Origin of the sequence: Marinobacter shunpengi (assembly GCF_045449695.1) — a bacterium.
Classification (GTDB): Bacteria; Pseudomonadota; Gammaproteobacteria; order Pseudomonadales; family Oleiphilaceae; genus Marinobacter.
On sequence record NZ_JBJJKZ010000013.1, the window covers coordinates 340,276 to 357,186 of the forward strand.

A 16,911-nucleotide genomic window follows, 5' to 3' on the forward strand; every position below is an offset into this window, starting at 1 on the left:
AAGCGGGTAATTGAGGGGCCGGTCACGGCCCCTCACTGGTAGTCCCCCCTGCCATGGGAATACAATCCCAAATATGACCGATCATACCCCGACTCCCCTGCACCGGGCCCTATACCGGATCCTCCGGCCACTGGCCCGTCTGCTTCTTCGTAATGGTATTCCGTTTGGCGATTTTGCCGAGCTGATGCGCCGGGCGTATGTGGAGGCCGCATTGGAAGATTTCAGGGACCAGCGCAGGAAAATGACCGACTCCCGGGCTGCGGTACTCACCGGCCTGACCCGCAAGGAGGTTAAACGGCAGCGGGAAATGCTTTCCGGCCGGCCACTGCAGCCGAGGGAGAGTCGCCAGGGCAATCGAGCCTCCCGGGTGGTTGCCGGCTGGGTGCACGATACCCGTTTTCAGGACGTGGAAGGCGGCCCGGCAGTACTGCCGTTCGAGGGGGGCGCCAGTTTCAGTGAACTGGTGCGTCTGTACAGCGGTGATATGACACCAAAGGCCGTCCTGGATGAGTTGTTGCGGGTGGGGGTGGTCAGCCAGAGTGCCGGGGGCCCTGCAGAACTGGTACTTCGCAAGCGCGCCTATGTACCTGCAGGGGATGATGCCGAGATGCTCCATATCTTCGGCGAAGATGTATCCGATCTGATATCAACCATCGATTACAACCTGGTGAGTGCCAGGCAGGGACGATCACCGCTTTTCCAGCGGACGCTGAGTTATAACAATGTTCCACCGGAGTTCATCGCGCAGTGGCGCAAGTTGGCGGGCCATGAAGCCCAGCAGTTCCTGGAGCAGCTTGATGGCTGGCTGGGGCCTCGTGACCGGGATGTGAGTGGTCGGCACGGGGAGGAGCTGACGTCCGTGCGTACCGGCATCAGTGTGTTCTATTTTGAAGATCCTATCCAGAATGAACCGGACGGAGAGGTACCATCATGAACACGAAACCGTTGGTTTCGTTGATGGTCCGTCGCAACGACGGTGGTCGACATCGGCCCCGACGGTGTTTTCTGGCGTTGCCATACTGATATCCCCCGGAAAGCGTCAGCCGGGGTACAAACAAGGACAGGAACCCATGACTGGTCGTTTGCTTGCAAGAGTTTCCATGATGTTACTGCTGTCGCTGACGGTGTTGTTGGCCAGTTGTGGCGGCGCGGGTGGGGGCGGTGGAAGCATCGCCGACGGCGGTATCCGCGGAACCGGTTCGAGTGTCGGGCCGGTGTCCGGTTTTGGTAGCGTTATTGTCAACGGTATCCGGTTTGTGACGGAGAACCTGGGCATGGACGACTTCCTGGGAGAAGCCGGTGTCTCCACCGAAGGCGACCTGGAAAGAGGCATGATCCTGCAGATCCGTGGTGAATGGCAGGATGACGGCGAAGGTGAAGCTGAGTCCGTCCGCTACGACGACACGCTGCGCGGGCCGGTAACAGGGATTCCTCAGCCCTGGGACGAGACAACCCGGCAGGGGCGCATTGAGGTCATGGGTTTCGAGGTGAATCTTGATGCATTGACACAGACCACGCTGGCGGACCTGGCAATGGTCAGCGTTGGCCAGACTCTGCGTATCAGTGGCTGGTTGCAGGCCGATGGTCGTTTCCGGGCAAGTTATGTGGGGCCTGTTGCAGCGGAGGACACCGGAGCGGAGCTCGAGGGCAGCCTTTCTGTCACCGGCGAAGAGCCCAATCAACGTTTCTTTGTGGGTGGACTGGAATTACAGATCCTGTCGGGCGCGGTCTGTGACCAACTGCAGCTTGCTGACGGAGCGCCAGTGGATGTGGAGGGTGAGTATGTCAGCGGAGCCCCGTTCACCGTGAATCGTATCTGTAACGGTGGCGCAACGGCCTTCCTGGACGTATCGCTGAATGAAGATGTGCAGATCGCCGGTGTGGTGACCCGGGCCTTTGCTGCCGGGGAACGTGATAGTGGAAGCTTCGCCCTGAACGGTATTCCGGTTGCTACCCACGCAGGCACGGAGTTTGGTGATCTGATGCCATCGGACATCAATCAGGGTGTACTGCTGCAGGTAGAGGGCGACTATATCAATGACAATGGCGTGCTCACGCTGAGGGCCGATGACATCGAGTACCGGGACGCGGATGCGGAATTCGAGGGGCGACTCGATGGCATCGACAGTGATGTGCTCCAGGCAGGCGGAATCGAGATTCGCCTGACCCCCTTCACCATCCGTGGAGGCGATGAGGATGATGAGGCCTGTCCGGTCCGGTTCGGGCCCGAACACGTTGGCCGTATCCAGTTGGAAGTCGCAGGTATCCAGCGCTCTACAGACGGAGGTTATCTGGAGGCACTGGAAATCGAGTGCGAGAGCGGGGCGGATGACTCCGGATATGAGCTTGAAGGCCGGATCACCGCGCTGACTGATGAGCCCGGTGCCAGAAGTCTGACCGTGCTGGGAGTCGTGATCCGGGTTGATGCCAGTACCGGGTTTGAAGGCCTTGCCTTTGAAGACCTGGAGGGCGAAAGGGTCGAAGTGGAATATAGGGAAGTGAATGGCGAGTATATTGCGGAGGAAATTGAAAGCGAGAGTGAGGATGACACGGAAAGCGATAACGACGACTGAGGATCGCCGTTGGCGACTGGTGCGTTTTCCGTGAGGAGCCTGGTAAAGGACTGTTGTTCGCCTTTGCCAAACGCCTCACAATAGCGCTTCTGAACAACTCACCGTTCGTCTGCTACCGATATCAGGAGGTCGCCCATGGGTGAAGCCAAGCGCCGTCAGGGGAGTGGGGCATCATCGTCGCCCCGGAAACGTTCCAGCAAACCCGTTATATATGTTGGGCTGTTGATCATCGTGGTGGCCGTGGTTGCTGCACTGTATCAACTGACACAACCGCCGACGCCGGACTCGGACAGCCTGCCGCAGGTGTCGGAGGATACCCCGCCATTTCCGGCTGAACTGGACCGTTTTGGTATCGCCGTTGGTCCGGAAGATGCCGACGTGGTGGTGCGGGAGTTTGCCGACTATCAGTGCCCGGCCTGTGCCCGTTTTGCCGAAGCCAGCCAGAAGCTGAAAGAGCAGTACGTCGAGTCTGGCCAGGTACGGTTTGTGTTCTTCGATCTGCCGCTGCCGCAGCACACCCATTCGGTAAAGGCGGCCATGGCGGCCCGCTGTGCCGGCGACCAGGACCAGTACTGGGCCATGCACGACCGCCTGTTTGCGGAGCAGACCCGTTGGGAAACCAGCGACAACCCCGGTGAGATGTTCTCTGGATACGCCAGCGACATAGGGCTGGATACCCGCCGCTTTGGCCGCTGCCTGGAGTCGGACCTGCACCGGGAAGCCATCGAGGACAGCCGGCAGGTGGCCATGCAACTGAAGATTGCCAGTACGCCCACGGTACTGGTGGATAATATCCCCCTGAACCGCCCGCACTGGGGCCAGTTGTCCGCCGTGGTGGAGCGGGAGCTGGGCGAGGACTGAGTGAGCACTGAATTACCATTGCTCCATGGCCGTTGGCCTTCATTTCGCGATTGGTTAGAATTTGCCCGCCGTTGACGAGACCGGGGCCCGGCCCTGGTCTCGTTGTTGTTTATTGCTCCGGATTTACGCTCCGGCCCGCAAGGAGAAACCATGACCCAGACTGTTGTTGTCTGCGCACTCTACAAGTTCGCAGTCCTGAACGATTACCGCCAGCTCCGCCAGCCATTGCTGGATCGGATGCTGGAGAAAGACGTACACGGCACCCTGCTGCTGGCCCGTGAAGGCATAAATGGCACCATAGCCGGTAGCCGGGACGGCATTGACGCCATCAAGGCGTGGCTGGAAAAGGACTCGCGTTTTGATGGTATCGATTACAAGGAGTCATTCGTGGACATCCAGCCCTTCAAACGCACCAAGGTGAAGCTCAAGAAAGAGATCGTCACCATGGGTGTTGAAGGCATCGATCCCAGGCGCACTGTGGGGACCTACGTGGAACCGGATCAGTGGAATGATCTGATTGCCGACCCGGAGGTACTGCTGATCGACACCCGCAACCAGTACGAGGTGGAAATCGGCACCTTCCGCAATGCAGTCAATCCCGCCACCGATACCTTTCGGGAGTTTCCCGACTATGTAAAGCAGAACCTGGACCCGGAAAAGCACCGCAAGGTGGCCATGTTCTGTACCGGCGGTATCCGTTGCGAGAAATCCACGGCCTTCCTCAAGGAGCAGGGGTTCGAAGAGGTCTACCACCTCAAGGGCGGCATCCTGAAATACCTGGAGGAAGTGCCGGAAGAGAACAGCCTGTGGCAAGGGGAGTGCTTTGTCTTTGATGACCGGGTCACCGTCAATCACCGTCTTGAACGGGGCGAGTATGACCAGTGCCATGCCTGCCGTCGCCCGATTACAGAGCAGGATAAGCAGCGGCCGGAATACGAGCAGGGCGTAAGCTGCCACCAGTGCATTGATAGCCTGACCGATGAGCAGCGGGCCCGCTTTGCCGAACGTGAACGGCAGATTCAACTGGCCCGGGAACGTGGTGAGGCCCATGTTGGCGGCGAAGCCGCGCGCACCATTGCCGAGCGCAAGGCCCGCAAGAGGGCGGAGCGTGAGCGTCAAGCCGCCCTCAGTATGCAGGGGGAGGCCTAGTGTACCGTGCGGTTAATTCGCTGATCTACTGAGCCACTGAGAGCGTTGAGAGCCGAGTTGCGCCGGCAGGCACACAATCCTGAAACGGAGCATTCATGAAGCTGATCAGAGGGGTAAGCATCCTGACCCTGGCGACAGTCCCCCTGGTCGCTTTCGGCCAGGAAGCAGGCTGGGAAGGTGAGGCGGAACTCGGAGTGCTTGTCACCACGGGCAATACCGAGGAAACCAACCTCAAAGGCCGGCTGGCGCTCAAGGAGGACGGTGAACGCTGGCGCAATTTGATTGAGGTGCGTTCGGCGTATACCGAAGCCGAGGATGAAACCACCGCTGAGCGGTATCGGGGCGAGGCGGAAACCAACCTCAAGTTCTCGGAAAACAGCTTCTTTTTCCTGCGCGGGTATTACGAGGATGACCGGTTTTCAGGCTATGATTTCCGTTCCTCGTCTACCGCCGGTTATGGTCATCGGGTCTGGCAACTGGACGAGTTGTCTTTCCTGGACCTGTCTGCGGGTGCTGGTTACCGTTACAACCGGCTTGCCGAGCCGGATGAGGATGGCGAACAGTACGAGGATGAGGTGATTGGCCGACTGGCCGGGCAGCTTGATTTCTCCCTGTCAGAGAATGCTCTGTTCCGTCAGAAACTCAGTACCGAGTTTGGTCTCAAGCACAATAACGCGATCACCGAATCGGAAACCTCTGTTCAGGCCAGTGTGGTTGGGGACCTGTCCCTGAAAATCGCCTACCGTGTCACTCATGTGTCTGATCCGCCACAGGATTCCGAGAGCACCGATACCGAGACGTCTGTTTCCATTCTTTACGGGTTCTGAGTCCGGATTCCTCCCGATTCCGATTGCCTCACTGATAGGTCTCGATAATCTCCGCCAGCTCCCCGGACTCACGCATCCTGGCCAGCTCTCGGTTGACGAGGGGAACCAGCTCCGCGTGGCGGGGTGGGAACATCAGGCGGTAGGCAACCTCGTCCAGGCGAATGGGCGCCTCGCTGATGTGATCGTCCCAGGAGGGATGGTTCTTCAGCACCCAGTAGCCGGCGTGCGCGTTGCTGATGGCCCCCGTGAAGCGGTTGCCGCCGTGGTACAGGCGCTTGAACAGGGGGCGCTGTTTCTGCACTGGTATGGTTGTCACCTCGCCTGTGTCCAGGCGTTCTGTCAGCCAGGGGTATCTGAAGCCCAGGCGGGTCAGTAACGTGCCCTGCAGGTCGCTGATGTCCTTAATGGTGTGGGGACTCTCGTCATGCACGAAAATGGCATCACGGGTCATCATCACCGGGTCGGAGAAGACAAACTCATCCGGGTTGGTGGTCCACTCGATGGCCCGCATGGTGACGTCCGAGTAGCCTTCCCGAAGCAGGTTGTCACTGCGTTTGGGCGGTATCTCGATCGAATCCAGCCGTATGTCCAGCCGTTGGGTGATGATTACAAGAGCGTCCCAGAAGATACCCGAGACAGTGCCGTTCTCGTGGACAATGGTGAAGGGCGGGTACCCCCCGGTGCTGATGTTAAAGGTCAGCTTGTCCGGGACGTCGTCACTGACAGCGGTGTGTGCCCACATCAGTAACATGAGGACAATGACACAGTGGCGCATGGTTGGTACTGGAGCCTTGTTATTGGTTTGGGGGATGACCGGGTGTGCTCAATGGGGTGTGTCACTCACATCCCGATTCTTGCACTATAGCCCAGGCGGGGCTCTCTGCCACCAGAGTTGTCCTAGATTCGGTTCCTCAGGCCAAGGTCATCCGGGTATGGCGACAGGTAATGCTGGCGGCTGAGGTAATCGATGGGTTCCCGGCGCTGGGCCATGCGCAACAGGGTCATGGGCACGATAAGGGGCACTTCTCCCCGGTGGTAGGCATCGATCTGCTCCAGCAGCACCCTGCGTTCCACGTCCCTCAGGTAGCCCATCAGGTGCTGCATGGCATTCACATGGGAACCCCGGCTGACCCGTTGGGTCATGGCCGCCATGAACCGGTGGATGTAGCGACCTGCAATATCCACCAGGGGCTCGGATTTCAGGTCCCCCAGCATGGGGCCAAGCTGGCGGTAGATCTTCTCGGAGTGGGCCAGTAACTGGAACTTATGACGGGTATGGAATTCGATCAGCGCCTGTGGCGTCAGCCGGTCACCGGCCACGTTCTGCATCCAGTCATCGTAAGCGAAGACCCGTTCAATGAAATTCTCCCGCAGCTGGTCGTCGTTGAGGCGGCCCTCTTCCTCCACCGGCATCAGCGGATATTCCCGGATCAGGGCTTCCGCGAACATACCACGACCATCCCGGCGGGTGACATTGCCGTCGGCGTTGTGAACCTTGATTCGCTCCATGCCGCAGGAGGGAGACTTGGCCATCAGGATATAGCCCCTCAGGTCCCCCAGGGCGGGCATGACCTGATCGATAAAGGCACGCACGGCCGCGGTATGGTCTTCACCGCCCTTCACCTCCACCAGCTTCAGGCCGTCATCGACTTCCCGCAGGTGGATGGCGGGGCGGGGGACTCCCAGACCGGCTTCCAGCTCGGGGCAGATGGAACGGAAATCAAAGTAGCGTGACAGCACCTGGGTGCAGTAGCGGGAATGCTTGTGACCGCCATCATGGCGGACCTCCCTGCCAAGCAGACAGGTGCTGATGCCGACGGGAATCTTGCTCATATCTACGCGCTCTGCGGAATCATGGGATCACCTATATCCAACGATATACGAGCACCGACCGCGGGTCGATCACCACTGCGCCAGAGTCAGCCTTTGTCAGGCCCCGGATCCGCGACGGAATCGTCGCTGTTTATCCTGGTCGAGCCGGGTGGCCAGCAGGGTGGCGTAGATTTCCCGGACGTTGCCGGCGAAATTCTCCACCGAATAGTCCCGGGCAAAGGCCAGGGCATTGTCGGAGAGTGTCTGCCTGAGGTCATCATCGTCCAGCAGTTGCCTGACCCGCTCACACCAGAGGTCATGACGTTCCGGGGTCTTGTAGCCGTTGAAACCGTGCTGGATGACATCGTCGATACCACTGGACCGTACCGCCACCACCGGCAGGCCGGCGGCCATGGCCTCCAGGATAACCATGCCCTGGGTCTCCGATTTGGAGGCAAACAGGAAGGCATCCCCCAGCCGGTACCAGACCGCCATCTCGTCCGGCGGCACGGCGCCCACCAGGGTGATGCAGTCATCCATATCCAGCTCCCGGATACGTTCCTGCAGACGGTCACGCTGGTGGCCGTCGCCAATCATCAGGAAGTGGAAGGGCGTATCGGACTGCTGGCGCAGCCCGGCCAGGGCATCGATCATGAAATCGATGTTCTTCTCGTTGGACAGCCGGGCCACGCTGATAAAGATCTTCGTCTCCGCAGGCAGTTCAAGCCGCTGCCGGAGGGCGTCGATGTCCTCCGGGCCCACCTGCCGGAACCGGTCGTACTCGATACCGGTGGGCTGGACATAGGTCGGGGTCTTCACCCCGATCATGCGGAGGTATTCCTCGGTGGAGTAGGTGGGCACGATTACCCCGTCACAGCGGCTGGCAAAGCGCTTGATCAGCGCATGGGAAATCAGGTTGCGGAACAGCAGGCCCGGTAGTGGTACAAAGTGGGCGTAATGCTCCAGGCGCGTGTGGTAGGTGTATACCGCCGGCACGTTGAGCACACGGGCCATGAACAGGCCAAGGGAACCCAGCCAGAAGGGGTGGTGCAGGTGGATCACGTCCGGCCGGAATTCGCGCACCCCCCGACGGATCCGCGCCAGAAAGATATTGGCCATGCGGAACTCGCTGCGCGCCCCCATGGACAGGAGTGACGGTACCCGCAGCACCCGTTCTTCCTGGTCCGGCTGGTCCTGGTAGGCGGGCGCCACCACCTGCACCTTATCTCCCAGGGTGGTCAGGCCGCGACGCAGGCGGTCGATGGAAATGGGAACGCCACCAATAAACGGCAGGTAGTTGTTGGTGAACATGGTGACCTTCAGCGGCCTGTCCAGGAACGGGGTCGGGTCCAGGTCATAGTTGGGGTAGTAGTCCCGACCCCGGAACACCACTGTGTAGAGCTTGATGGCGAGGATCGTCAGCACGCTGACAATCAGCACGAAATTCAGGAAGCCGGTGTAGAACAGGGAATAGATAAAGAACCAGATCCCCTCCAGGTGCTTCAGCAGCGGGTGCTGGCGGGTATCGATCAACTCCAGTTCGGTGCTGACCCCCTCATCCGACACGGTCACCATCAGGTAGTGGTAGAAGCTGTTGTCGGTGTTGAGCACCAGGCCGCCGGCACCGCCGGTGGTGATAAAGCGGGTGCCGTCCACCTCGGTTTCGGACCAGGTGGCGATGTTGGCCGAGAACACCGTATCCACCCGGTGTTTGCGGAACAGATCCAGCAGGGCCTCCCGGAAGGCTTCCGGGTGCAGGTAGTCATCCTCGTCATCGAACAGCAGGGTGTCGTCCACCTGGAACAGCGGGTGGCCCACGAACACCATCCGGTGTTTCGAGCTGTCCTCCTCCAGCAGGTCCGTCAGCCAGCGTACCTGCCAGCGCCAGGGCGTCTTGCCGGTGCTGTCCAGGAAAATGAACCGGGTGTCGGCCACCCGGAAGCTGAAATAGTGGGGGCCGAAATGTTCGTAGAACCGGTAGCTGCCAAAGGTGCTGTGTTCATTCTCGCCAAAGGTCAGCAGGTAGGGGATCTCCAGTTGTCCCAGGGTGCCATAGAGCGCCTGGTACTTGTCCTCGCCACCGTTGTTCACGGCGTTGCCGGCTGAGATCAGGAAACTGGCGTCACTGGTGTTGATGCGCGGAATGATGCGCTTCTCAAACATGCCGACGGAGTTATTGATGTTGCCCACCACCGCGACCCGGAACCGGTCACTGTCGTCAACGGCGCGGTGGATGGCTTCCAGTTGCTGGGTGTGGACCCCCTCGAATTCCGGCAGGAAGTAGTTCAGGTAGGCCTTGTACCCCAGCAGCAGAGCCACCACCGTGATATTGAGGTAGAACAGCCACTTCAGTGGATTGCGGATCATTTCCTGTGACTCCTCGCCAGATCCCTCTGCAACAGCACCAGTCCGATCAGCATGCCCAGGTAGATGGTGACCACCCGCCAGGCGATAGTCACCAGTACCAGGTGATTACCGCTGAGAATATCCCGGAAGAAGCTGCCGAATACCCCCTCCGAGATGCCCGATGCCCCCGGCGTGGGTGAGAAATACATGATAAAGGTGGTGACCACCAGCAGGCCCAGAGAGTTCAACCACGACACATCGTAGTCCAGCCCGGTCATCAGCAGCCAGGGGAAACTGAACAGGCTCAGCAGGAACACCGCGGTGCACAGCACCGACAGCCAGACCCAGCGACGGTCTCCCTTCAGGTAGTAACCGAAGCTCCGGGAGAAACGCATCATTTCCCGCCGGGCCCTGAACTGCCAGCGCCGATGCCTGGCCGGGCTGATCAGGTGCCACCGGTCCAGCAGACTCAGTGCCCCGGTCAGTGGCCGGATCAGCCAGCGGGTGCGGAACAGCACCACCGCGAAGAACCCCAGGTAGAGCACGATCAGCAGCGACAGTATCCAACTGATCTGGCCCAGCAGGGGCTGGTGCTTCAGGGCCGGCAGGGTCATCAGGAAAACCGGCGCCAGTGAGAAAATGAACGCGACCGCCAGCACCGTGCGTATGGTGGTCGCCGCCGTGGCAAAGCCCAGGGGCACGCCCTCCCGTTGCAGGTACCAGATCTGGGCAAAGCCCCCGCCGGTGGCCATGGGCGTGACGTTGGAAAAGAAGATGTTGATAAACACCAGGCGGGCGATGGCCCTTATGCGGACCCGGTAGCCCAGGGCCCGCAGGGTAAAATAGAGGCGCAGGCCGTCGCTGGCGAAGTAGACCAGCAACAGGCCCCCTACCGTGGCCAGGGTCCAGGGAGAGAACAGCCGCCAGTCAAAGGTCAGGCTGCGGTCGGCGAACTGCTGGTAGACCACCCGCAGTCCCACGCCGGTCAGTGCCAGGAACAGTACGGAAAAGACAAGCAGGCGCCGGCCGGAGGTGGAAGGTTGTTGTGGGTTCGCCATGGTTCCGGATCCATTGGGGAGTCGCTGGGATCATCCTGCGGGCGACAGCCCGGGCCTGCGACCCTGTCAGCGGTTCCATCGAAAAAAACAGCGCACAGTGTAGCCTTGCCTGGATGGCAGTGGCCAGCGAATCAGCCCGGCGCCCTTGAAATCCGCCGGTTGCAAACGCAGGTATAATGGATAACTGAAACCCACCGCCCAATTGGAGCCACCCATGCCCCGACATTTTGAACAGGCGCCCGGTCTGCACGACGAGCTGGTACCGGAGACCGAAGGCTATGTCTTCAACCAGACCATGATGCGCATCCGCAACCCCGAAGCGTCGATGGATTTCTACACCCGTGTCATGGGCATGCGCCTGGTGCGGAAGCTGGATTTTCCGGAAATGGAGTTCACGCTGTACTTCCTGGGTTACCTGGATGACCGCCAGGCACAGATGGTGCCGGGGGACGACGGTCACCGGACCACCTTCACCTTTGGCCGCGAGGCGATGCTGGAGCTGACCCACAACTGGGGTACCGAGGACGACGATGACTTCCGTTATCACAACGGCAATGACGAGCCCCAGGGCTTTGGCCACATTGGCGTCGCCGTGCCGGATGTCTATGCCGCCTGTGAGCGCTTCGAGAAGCTGGGGGTTGATTTCGTCAAGCGTCCGGACGACGGCAAGATGAAGGGCCTCGCCTTCATCCGGGACCCGGATGGCTACTGGATCGAGATCCTGCAACCGGACATGATGGAGCGCCAGCGCAAGGGCAGCTGAACCGCGCCAGGAGCCCCTTCGCCGTCGCCCTTATCGCTTGTGGCCCGGCAGGTGCTGTCGCATGAATCCGGCCGCCGCCGCGAAGGGCAGCACCGTGCGCGGCAGGTAGGGCACCGACCACAGGCCGCCATGGATGGCGTTGTCCATGAACAGTTCGAACGGATGGTCCAGGGTGGTTTCCGGCCTGGACGCCGCCTTCCCGTACCTCAGCTCATGCACCCACAGCGCCGCCATCAGGGCATTGGTGGTTTCCGGCGCGAAGACTTCCACATTGAACAGGTCTGCTCCCGCAAAGCCCGCCGCCAGGGCGGGGTTGCTGGTCACGGAGCGGGTGGTGGTGGACGGCGCGATATTCATCACCGCATGACGCCCGTCGGCACGGGACACCGTGGCCCGCCATTGCTGGAGCCGTTTCGCCAGGGCGTAGTTGGGCCCCTGCTGGGTGATGGTGCTGTCGACAATGCCGTAGCGCTTACCGTTGCTGCACTCGTACTTCCGGGTGATGCCCGGAGCAAAGGCGTGGCGACCCAGGGGCCATTGCACGGCCTTTTTCAGTACGGAGCGTTCCTGCCAGGCGGTCATGACCCGGCCCGCCACGGAGTCCGGCACCGCGAAGCTGTCTGTCGGCGTGGCCATATAGGCAATGGTGGTATCAGGGTTGTCCCGCTGTAGCGCATCGGCAATGGTATCCATGGCCACTGATACCCGGGTGTGCTTCTCGCCATCCAGGTAGGCCAGGCAACCCACATCCAGCGGCGTCCCGAAGCCGGCCAGCCAGCGGGTGATGGCCGGGGCCTGGGTCAGCAGGTTGGCCCCGAGGCCCTCCTGCCAGCTATCGTGCAGGTCCTGTGCTCTCACCCTGGCGTTGGCGGCGACGGGGGCGTGGAGTACGCCGTTGCCCTGGCGGACTTTCCGCAGGATACGGTTCCAGGGCCCGGCAGCGGGCACATCAATAGCCACCAGGCGCGCCCGCCAGCGGGCCAGCCAGCCCAGGGGGCCCGCCTCGGAAGCGGCCCCGAGCAGGGCAAAGGTACGGTCCGACAGGTCAAACCAGTCCGGGTTGTCCAGGCACCGGTGCAGGGCATCGGCGGCGGACGGTTCCATCACGCCCCGGAATACCCAGCGTTCCAGTTGTACCCGCAGGCGGTCGCCGGACAGCCACTCGCCATCCACCGGCACGGCCCACGGGGCTGGCCCCTCGGTGCTGCGTCCGTCAATGGTCAGGGTTGTCAGTTCATCCTGTGGCTGAGCCACGGCGGCATTGATACCCAGATCACCGTCGGCACTATGGAAGACGAACTCCCGCCGGGTGGCGTCCAGTGCCGCCCGGGCAATGGCGACCGCCGCCTCGGGGCTGGTCAGGCCCAGCTCCACCAGACGACGGAAATGATCCACATAACCCTTGCGCCAGTTCCGGGTCTGCCGGATAGCCTCGGCAGCCTCATCCGATACGGCGCCGGCCGCCGCCGCAAGGATATGCCGCGACGCCTCGGACGTGCTGCGGCGGCCACTGGATGGGTCCCGGGGGAAGGCGATGCCTTCAGGGTCCTGCTCTGGTCCGGACTGCATGGTCAGTTGGTGTCCTCCTTTCCCGTTGATGCGGTACGACTGCTGGCGGAGGCAACGATCACCGCCAGGGTCAGGATAACGGCACCGGCAATGCCGATAACGCCCAGGATCTCACCCAGGATCAGCCACGCCAGCAGGGCCACGAATAGTGGCTCCAGGGTGACGATAATGCTCGCCAGGGTGGCCGGCGTGGTCTTCATCCCGGTAAAGAAACAGACATATCCCAGGCACGTGGGTACCACACCAATATAGATGACCATCAGCCATTCTTTCAGCCCCAGGCTGGCCAGGTCGGCAAATCCGCCACTCAGCCACACCGGTGGCAACAGCAGGAGTGCGGCCACCAGGAAGCAGACAAAGGCGGTGGTGAACACCGGCGTACCCGCCGAATTATAGCGGCTGGTCATGTTAAAGCCGGTATAGACGGTGGCGGCCAGCAGGGCCATCAGGATGCCCGCCAGCCGGAAGCTGCCGGCGGTGTCGATATCACTGGCCACCAGCATGCCGGTGCCGGCAATGGCGGCCACCAGGGCGATCACCGTCACCAGCCGGGGTTTCTCCCCCAGCAAGGGTGCCGCCAGGATGGCCACCATCACCGGCGGCAGGCACAGGGCAATCAGCGTGGCGATGCCGGCGCCTATCATGTCCACCGCCATCAGGTAGCTGCCCTGGTAGAAGGCCTGGAACAGGCCCAGGCTGGCCAGTACCAGCAGGCCCTTGGTGGTCAGGGATGGCCACAGACGTTTGCGACCGTTGGTAGCGGCGGCTTCCCGGTCCAGCTCCCCCTTCATCAGCAGCCAGAAGAAGGGCAGGGCCACCACCAGCCGCAGCAGCCCCAGGGTCAGGGGCTGCAGGTCCGTGTCGGCAAACAGGAATTTGGCAACAATGCTGGTGGTACCCCACAGCAGTGAGGTAAAGGCAATGAGCAGGGCTCCTCGTATCATTCTACTACCAGTACGATCAGTTCCCGGGGACCGTGGACCCCGTAGGCGAGTGTCTGCTCAATGTCGGCGGTCTTGGACGGTCCGGACACCAGCAGGGCGTTGGTGGGCATGCCGCCGGACCAGTCCTGTGCCGCCATGGCATCCCGCAGGGTGCCGTATAGGCCGGAAGCTCGCAGCAGGGCAACGTGTATCGGGGGCACCAGGCTGGTAAGCCGGGGCTCCTCCGCCGAAGGCCAGAGGATCAGTGATCCGGTCTCCGCAATGCCACCACGGGTGGTGGTCAGGCCTGCGCCCACCTGGTTGAACAGGTGCTCCTGCCAGCTTCCCACCGGTTCGTCGTAGATCAGCAGTTCCGGCAGGTCCTGCCGCGACGCCTTCAGGGTGGCCAGTGGCTCTGCGCCATTGCCGACCAGCATCAGGGAAACCCGACGTTCGGCCAGCAAAGTGGACAAGGTTGCCACCCAGTTGCCTTTTCGACAGTCGTGGATTTCCCCATGTACCGGTTCCATGGCCTGACGGAACCGGGTCAGTTTCTCGTCAGTGCCCCAGTCTGGCCGCTCCATGGCAGAAAAATCCCGCTCTGCTGTTGGCAACGTATCACCGGACCGGTTGCGCAGACGCTGGAGGATGGTGTCCCGGGCGCTCATGACTGTCGGTCCTTCAATTGCTGGTGCAGGGTGCGGGCGGCCAGTTTCGGGGCCGTGCGGTAGCGGGTCCAGGCGCCGAGGCGGGAGGGTTGCAGGGCCCTGAGCTGGCTGCCCACAGCGGCCCCGACGCGGTAGGCCAGGGGGTGAGCGTGGACGAACTGCCAGGTCTTCCAGGCCAGGGCCTCGGCGGTGTTCCGTTTGGCGCCATGGCCGTCGACCACTGCCGGGTGCAACCGGTCGCCATCCACAGATTCCTGGCGTAGCCGTACCAGCAAGTCCGGTATCGGGATCTTCACCGGGCATACCTCGCCACAGGCGCCACACAGGCTGGAGGCGCTGGGTAGGTGTCGACCTTCGTCCAGGCCCACCAGGTGGGGCATCAGGATCTTGCCGATGGGGCCCGGGTAAGTAGTGCCGTAGGTGTGGCCGCCCACCCGCGTGTACACCGGGCAATGGTTCATGCAGGCGCCGCAGCGGATGCACCGCAGGGTATCCACCAGTTCGTCATCCTGGTAGATGCCGGAGCGGCCATTGTCCACCAGAACCAGGTGGACCTCTTCCGGGCCGTCCAGTTCCTCACCCCGGCGCGGGCCGGAAATCATGTTGATGTAGGTGGTGATGTGCTGGCCGGTCGCCGAGCGGGTCAGCAGGGCCAGCAGGGCGGACATGTCCTCCAGCGACGGCACTACCTTCTCGATACCGGTGACGGCGATATGGCAGGGGGGCACTGTAGTGGTCATGCGGCCATTGCCCTCGTTCTCCACCAGGCACAGGGTACCGGTTTCCGCCACCGCGAAGTTGACGCCGGAAATGCCCACGTCCGCCCGCATGAACTTCTCCCGTAGTTGCTGGCGGGCACTGGCGGTGAGGTACTCCACATCCGTGGAGCGTTCGGTGCCGGTGCGCTCGTGCATCAGCTCGGAAATCTCGCCGGTGTTCTTGTGGATGGCGGGCATGATGATGTGGGAGGGCGTTTCCCCGGCCAACTGGACGATGTACTCCCCCAGGTCGGATTCCAGGGCTTCGATGCCATGCTGCTCCAGGTGGTGGTTGAGGTGCATTTCCTCGCTCACCATGGACTTGCCCTTGATCGCGCTGCGGGCATCCCGGGCCCGGCAGATGTCGGTGACAATCCGGCAGGCCTCCTCGCCATCCAGCGCCCAGTGCACGCGAACGCCATTGGCGGTGAGATTTTCCTCAAGCTGTTCCAGCAGATCCGGCAGGTTGGCGAGGGCATTCCGGCGTACATCGGCCCCCAGCGTTCTCAGCGCTTCCAGGTCCCAGCCCTCAAAGGCGGTTTTGCGCTTGCCCATCAGTCCGTCCATGGCGCGACGGAAGTTCTGGCGGATCTGGGGGTTATTGATGGCGGCCCGGGCGCGGGGGTGGAATTCCTGCACATCCGGGTTGTGGGGGGGCTGCTCACTCATGCCGGCCCCCCGTCCTCGCCGGACGTGCGTTGCCACAGGAAACTGAGGATATGCTGCCCTTTCAGGGGCGCACCCTGTTTTTCCGCGTAACCGTCGATATTCATCAGGCAGCCGCAGTCGGTGGTGACGAACTCACGGGCTCCGGTGTCGGTGATGGTGGCCACCTTCTCGGACACCATCGCCCCGGAGATTTCCGGGTGCCGCACTGCGAAGGTGCCACCAAAGCCGCAGCACTCCTCGGCCCGGGCCTGTTCCACCACCGTGACCTTTTCCAGTTGTGACAGCAGGGCCGGACCGGTGCCTCCAAGGCCTAGCTCCCGGCGGGCGGAGCAGGATGTATGCATGGCCACGGTCACCGGCTCGCCCAGGTCCTGCAGCTGGATATGGCAGACATTCAGCAGGAAATCCGTCAGCTCCCAGACCCGACCGGCTACCTCTTTGGCGGTCTCAAGTTCCGGGGTATCCCGGAACAGTTGCGGGTAGTGCTGCCGCATCATGCCGCCGCAGGAGCCCGAGGGCACCACGATGGGGTAGTCCTCCGGGAACAGCTCCAGTTGCCGCCGGGCCACGGCACGGGCTTCGTCATGGTAGCCGGAGGTCCAGGCGGGCTGGCCGCAGCAGGTCTGGTCCTGGGGAAAGATCACCTCGATGCCCTCCCGCTCCAGCAGGCGGATACCGGCCATGCCGGCTTCCGGATAGAACAGGTCCACCAGGCAGGTACCGTAGAAATAGACCTTGTCGGGCTTGCTTGGATACAACTTGAGGGTGTCGGCCATGGCGGAACATCTGACGGTGAATCGTTGATGACAACGATAGGGGTACCCCATGGCTCTGTCCAGGCGACTTTGGGCGAAGGCGTGTGATTCGCCGGGGTGGGCCAGATGATTGGTATTTCAGAGGGATGAAAAAAGCCCCGCCGGAAGGCGGGGCAAAAG

At 61.8% G+C, this 16,911-nt stretch carries 15 protein-coding genes; 6 read left to right on the top strand and 9 right to left on the bottom strand.

Features of this window, described 5'->3' with window-relative positions:
- Positions 1-73: 73 nt before the first annotated feature.
- From ACJO2E_RS10750 to ACJO2E_RS10770, 5 genes are all read left to right on the top strand, one after another.
- The gene (locus ACJO2E_RS10750) at positions 74-934 is read left to right on the top strand and encodes a DUF6502 family protein (protein WP_406963869.1); all 861 of its coding nucleotides are present in this window, start codon (positions 74-76) and stop codon (positions 932-934) included.
- Positions 935-1,100: 166 nt separating this feature from the next.
- Positions 1,101-2,573, top strand: a complete 1,473-nt coding sequence (locus ACJO2E_RS10755; protein ID WP_406963870.1) for a DUF5666 domain-containing protein — start codon at positions 1,101-1,103, stop codon at positions 2,571-2,573.
- A 135-nt stretch (positions 2,574-2,708) separates the two neighbouring features.
- Positions 2,709-3,434 (top strand): DsbA family protein, encoded by a 726-nt coding sequence (locus ACJO2E_RS10760; RefSeq protein WP_406963871.1) that lies wholly within the window; start codon positions 2,709-2,711, stop codon positions 3,432-3,434.
- Between the two features lie 150 nt (positions 3,435-3,584).
- Positions 3,585-4,583 (top strand): oxygen-dependent tRNA uridine(34) hydroxylase TrhO, encoded by a 999-nt coding sequence (gene trhO, locus ACJO2E_RS10765; RefSeq protein ID WP_406963872.1) that lies wholly within the window; start codon positions 3,585-3,587, stop codon positions 4,581-4,583.
- Positions 4,584-4,678: 95 nt separating this feature from the next.
- Positions 4,679-5,410, top strand: coding sequence for a DUF481 domain-containing protein (locus ACJO2E_RS10770; RefSeq protein ID WP_406963873.1), 732 nt, complete (start codon positions 4,679-4,681; stop codon positions 5,408-5,410).
- A gap of 28 nt (positions 5,411-5,438) precedes the next feature.
- Here the strand turns inward: ACJO2E_RS10770 and ACJO2E_RS10775 are convergent, their stop codons facing one another.
- The 4 genes from ACJO2E_RS10775 to ACJO2E_RS10790 all read right to left on the bottom strand — a co-directional run bounded on the left by ACJO2E_RS10775 (position 5,439) and on the right by ACJO2E_RS10790 (position 10,626).
- Positions 5,439-6,152: a substrate-binding periplasmic protein gene (locus ACJO2E_RS10775; protein ID WP_406963874.1), complete on the bottom strand. Its 714-nt coding sequence runs from the start codon at positions 6,150-6,152 to the stop codon at positions 5,439-5,441.
- Positions 6,153-6,307: 155 nt separating this feature from the next.
- Positions 6,308-7,243, bottom strand: a complete 936-nt coding sequence (locus ACJO2E_RS10780; RefSeq protein ID WP_406963875.1) for a YbgA family protein — start codon at positions 7,241-7,243, stop codon at positions 6,308-6,310.
- 96 nt (positions 7,244-7,339) lie between these two features.
- A complete protein-coding gene (locus tag ACJO2E_RS10785; RefSeq protein ID WP_406963876.1) occupies positions 7,340-9,589 on the bottom strand; it encodes a glycosyltransferase in 2,250 nt (749 codons plus the stop codon).
- Positions 9,586-10,626: a lysylphosphatidylglycerol synthase transmembrane domain-containing protein gene (locus ACJO2E_RS10790; RefSeq protein ID WP_406963877.1), complete on the bottom strand. Its 1,041-nt coding sequence runs from the start codon at positions 10,624-10,626 to the stop codon at positions 9,586-9,588. Before ACJO2E_RS10790 ends, ACJO2E_RS10785 begins: the two co-directional genes overlap by 4 nt.
- Positions 10,627-10,840: 214 nt before the next feature.
- Between ACJO2E_RS10790 and gloA the strand changes: the two genes are divergently transcribed.
- Entirely contained in the window at positions 10,841-11,389 is a 549-nt protein-coding gene (gloA, locus tag ACJO2E_RS10795) for a lactoylglutathione lyase (protein ID WP_406963878.1), read from the top strand.
- 30 nt (positions 11,390-11,419) lie between these two features.
- On the opposite strand, the gene ACJO2E_RS10800 is transcribed toward gloA, so the two are convergent.
- Genes ACJO2E_RS10800 through ACJO2E_RS10820 form a run of 5 tightly spaced genes read right to left on the bottom strand, consistent with a single transcriptional unit; the run spans position 11,420 to position 16,752 of the window.
- Positions 11,420-12,958: a hypothetical protein gene (locus ACJO2E_RS10800; RefSeq protein ID WP_406963879.1), complete on the bottom strand. Its 1,539-nt coding sequence runs from the start codon at positions 12,956-12,958 to the stop codon at positions 11,420-11,422.
- A 2-nt stretch (positions 12,959-12,960) separates the two neighbouring features.
- Positions 12,961-13,902, bottom strand: coding sequence for a DMT family transporter (locus ACJO2E_RS10805; RefSeq protein WP_406963880.1), 942 nt, complete (start codon positions 13,900-13,902; stop codon positions 12,961-12,963).
- A complete protein-coding gene (locus ACJO2E_RS10810; protein ID WP_406963881.1) occupies positions 13,899-14,549 on the bottom strand; it encodes a LutC/YkgG family protein in 651 nt (216 codons plus the stop codon). Before ACJO2E_RS10810 ends, ACJO2E_RS10805 begins: the two co-directional genes overlap by 4 nt.
- Positions 14,546-15,976 (bottom strand): LutB/LldF family L-lactate oxidation iron-sulfur protein, encoded by a 1,431-nt coding sequence (locus ACJO2E_RS10815; protein ID WP_406963882.1) that lies wholly within the window; start codon positions 15,974-15,976, stop codon positions 14,546-14,548. The genes ACJO2E_RS10810 and ACJO2E_RS10815 overlap by 4 nt, the downstream gene beginning before the upstream one ends.
- A complete protein-coding gene (locus ACJO2E_RS10820) occupies positions 15,973-16,752 on the bottom strand; it encodes a (Fe-S)-binding protein (protein WP_406963883.1) in 780 nt (259 codons plus the stop codon). The genes ACJO2E_RS10815 and ACJO2E_RS10820 overlap by 4 nt, the downstream gene beginning before the upstream one ends.
- Positions 16,753-16,911 lie beyond the last annotated feature (159 nt).

Excerpts from the sequence above, each read along its gene's own strand:
- ACJO2E_RS10770 (WP_406963873.1), top strand. The coding sequence starts at position 4,679 with ATGAAGCTGATCAGAGGGGTAAGCATCCTGACCCTGGCGACAGTCCCC.
- ACJO2E_RS10755 (WP_406963870.1), top strand. The coding sequence starts at position 1,101 with ATGATGTTACTGCTGTCGCTGACGGTGTTGTTGGCCAGTTGTGGCGGC.
- ACJO2E_RS10800 (WP_406963879.1), bottom strand. The coding sequence starts at position 12,958 with ATGCAGTCCGGACCAGAGCAGGACCCTGAAGGCATCGCCTTCCCCCGG.
- trhO (WP_406963872.1), top strand. The coding sequence starts at position 3,585 with ATGACCCAGACTGTTGTTGTCTGCGCACTCTACAAGTTCGCAGTCCTG.
- ACJO2E_RS10750 (WP_406963869.1), top strand. The coding sequence starts at position 74 with ATGACCGATCATACCCCGACTCCCCTGCACCGGGCCCTATACCGGATC.
- ACJO2E_RS10815 (WP_406963882.1), bottom strand. The coding sequence starts at position 15,976 with ATGAGTGAGCAGCCCCCCCACAACCCGGATGTGCAGGAATTCCACCCC.
- gloA (WP_406963878.1), top strand. The coding sequence starts at position 10,841 with ATGCCCCGACATTTTGAACAGGCGCCCGGTCTGCACGACGAGCTGGTA.
- ACJO2E_RS10810 (WP_406963881.1), bottom strand. The coding sequence starts at position 14,549 with ATGAGCGCCCGGGACACCATCCTCCAGCGTCTGCGCAACCGGTCCGGT.
- ACJO2E_RS10785 (WP_406963876.1), bottom strand. The coding sequence starts at position 9,589 with ATGATCCGCAATCCACTGAAGTGGCTGTTCTACCTCAATATCACGGTG.
- ACJO2E_RS10790 (WP_406963877.1), bottom strand. The coding sequence starts at position 10,626 with ATGGCGAACCCACAACAACCTTCCACCTCCGGCCGGCGCCTGCTTGTC.
- ACJO2E_RS10820 (WP_406963883.1), bottom strand. The coding sequence starts at position 16,752 with ATGGCCGACACCCTCAAGTTGTATCCAAGCAAGCCCGACAAGGTCTAT.
- ACJO2E_RS10780 (WP_406963875.1), bottom strand. The coding sequence starts at position 7,243 with ATGAGCAAGATTCCCGTCGGCATCAGCACCTGTCTGCTTGGCAGGGAG.
- ACJO2E_RS10760 (WP_406963871.1), top strand. The coding sequence starts at position 2,709 with ATGGGTGAAGCCAAGCGCCGTCAGGGGAGTGGGGCATCATCGTCGCCC.
- ACJO2E_RS10775 (WP_406963874.1), bottom strand. The coding sequence starts at position 6,152 with ATGTGGGCACACACCGCTGTCAGTGACGACGTCCCGGACAAGCTGACC.
- ACJO2E_RS10805 (WP_406963880.1), bottom strand. The coding sequence starts at position 13,902 with ATGATACGAGGAGCCCTGCTCATTGCCTTTACCTCACTGCTGTGGGGT.